Source organism: Bradyrhizobium sp. 23 (genome assembly GCF_023073295.1).
In the GTDB taxonomy this organism is placed as follows: Bacteria; Pseudomonadota; Alphaproteobacteria; order Rhizobiales; family Xanthobacteraceae; genus Bradyrhizobium; species Bradyrhizobium canariense_D.
This window is the reverse complement of sequence record NZ_JADPJF010000114.1, coordinates 1-2,148: the sequence shown is the minus strand read 5'-3', so window position 1 is coordinate 2,148 and position 2,148 is coordinate 1. Positions and strand designations below refer to the sequence as shown.

Sequence of the window (2,148 nt, the reverse complement as noted above, 5' to 3'; positions counted from 1 at the left end):
GACTGAACTTCCGTCTCTGCATGACCCACCTCTGGCTCGATAAAACACCCAATCTCGGTGTCCATCAAACCGGCAGCAGCTCAGCGCGTCGCTCCGCCTCTTGGACTTTAAGCCGCAGATCTTCCAGCTCTGACAGTTGACAAACGAGGTCGTTCAACCGTTGGACAAGAAGGATCGAGCTATAACCCTGCATCAACGCCCTCCTGAGTCTGCAGCTATCCAGACAGCAAAAGGACCCCAGCCTCAGGGCGGTGAAGCTGGGGCTATCGAGCCGCCTTGGTGAAGGCAGCTGCCCCTTGGGGAGGCACGGGAAAACTTGGCAATCAGTAAGTCGTTCCAAGCCGAACAAAATGAGCCTTGCCTTGGGGCAGTGGGGAAAGCTGGGGCCCGACTGCATCGCCCAGTTGGGGAGAGGAATCGGGCAAACGCGGTAATTGGCGAGCCCGTACCAACCGCCGTGCCTCCGAAAAACGTTAGCGGCCCCTGTCGTCCTTGCCATCGGGACAGCCATCGCCGCCGCCACCCCACGGCTCGCTTTTTGCTCGCCTCCAAAAGCGCGTGTGCCGGCGAGTGGGTCGATCGATAGGCAGTGTCGACCGATCGAAAGCGCAGCCGGACGGCTGTAAATTAGATTGAAATTCCATATTTAATATAGTTTAATATAGAAATTAAATGACGATTTTCAGAGTTTTGGGATCATGCCTCATTCTCCGTCCATCGTGCCTCATCCATATCCACGTGACGTCTATCTTGTGCTCGAGGATTATGGAGGTGGGCTCGGCCGTGCCTGGAGCGAAACCTCCGAAGACGACACTGGTCGAGCGACGCTGATGCGCCAAATAATGGAAGGTCAATACAAGCACCCTGCTCGGATCGTGGTCTTCAACACGGTTGAGGGATGGTCGCGTGATGTAACCGTAGAGATCGCAGATGAACTGCGCCGCTGCTTTGTCGAGTTCGATGACATTGCGCCAGCCGCGTTGGAATTCATCGAGAGAATCGGAAGGAACTGACTGTGGTGCGCAGTCGTGCCTTGCTTTGGTTTGCGCTAATCTCACAAACTTATCCGAGATGAGGACGATGAGCGGCAGCACGAACAAACAAGCGACGACGTGGGTGTGAGATAACCGCCTGGTGCGGCATAAGACCAACCCTTCTTGTGTTTGGAGTTGCCATGTCGGTGGGTTATGGTCGCGCTGTTGAATGGGACGGAAAGATCCTGACAGGCTCGGTGGTCGTAAATGGCGTGACGACCAAAGTGACTGCGGACCGAGCGATCATCCATGCGTATGCCGCGGGATTCAGCGATGCGCTCAGTTGGGAGATTGATCGCTTTCGGATAGAAATCTTTGAGAAGCTGATGCCATTCCTCCTTCGTCAGAATAGTTGACGGTAAGCTATGACCTCGCCGCGTGTCGGGGATTTTTCGGCAACGATGCTGATGAACTTCCGCTGCCGTGCACCTTACCTGACTTCCGGCAAGCAGATATCGTCATAGGATTAAAAGAGGCGGAGCATCAATCGATGGTCGAACGCCGCTTTCCTGGCCATCGCGGACCGGGTCCAGAATTGGCACGTAGACGATCTCGATGCCGCAGAGCCCTGTGATGCCCTGCCGCACCTGGAGCTGGCGGTCGCGAACCTGATCGCTATGTTGCGAACGGACGACCTGCGGTCCTAAAGGCCCGTCGGCGAGCCCGAGGCAGGAACGGTAGGAGACGCGGGGCAGCCTCCGCTCGATGGCGAGTCGTCAAGGTCCACGTTCATAGTCGCCAGGATGTAGCCGAAGGGTGAGCGCAAGGCATTCAGTTCCTCGACCTCGATCTCCATCCGTATTCCCCATGCGGAATCGTTGCGGTGATCTCGACGTCATTGCCGGCCGACACGCGCCAGGCTGCCACCCCGAAGCACAAGGTCAGCGTCAGGGCGAGGGCAAGCAGAAGCATAGAGACGAAATGGCTCACGCGCGTGTACCCGCAAATCTGAAACCAGTTGAGAGCGTGCACAGAGGCGCGATTCGGAAAATGCAGACGATCTGACGCATCGGCCGTTTTCCCCATCCTTACGTAAGCGCTTAGCCGCAACCCTATTGAGGCTGGCTTGACGTTTTGCGGAATCGCCACGGCATGAGGTCTTCGATGCGGCTAT

2 protein-coding genes are annotated in these 2,148 nt (G+C 56.7%); one reads left to right on the top strand and one right to left on the bottom strand.

Features of this window, described 5'->3' with window-relative positions; translation table 11 throughout:
• Window positions 1–668 precede the first annotated feature (668 nt).
• On the bottom strand, window positions 669–1,094 hold the full coding sequence (locus tag IVB32_RS28595) for a hypothetical protein (RefSeq protein WP_157642985.1): 426 nt from the start codon (window positions 1,092–1,094) through the stop codon (window positions 669–671).
• Window positions 1,095–1,174: 80 nt separating this feature from the next.
• Here IVB32_RS28595 and IVB32_RS28590 point away from each other — a divergent pair, with 80 nt between their 5' ends.
• Entirely contained in the window at window positions 1,175–1,390 is a 216-nt protein-coding gene (locus tag IVB32_RS28590) for a hypothetical protein (RefSeq protein WP_018456770.1), read from the top strand.
• The last annotated feature ends 758 nt before the right edge of the window (window positions 1,391–2,148 follow it).

What these genes read in the sequence shown, in the direction of transcription:
- IVB32_RS28590 (WP_018456770.1), top strand. Translation starts at nt 1,175, where the DNA reads ATGTCGGTGGGTTATGGTCGCGCTGTTGAATGGGACGGAAAGATCCTG.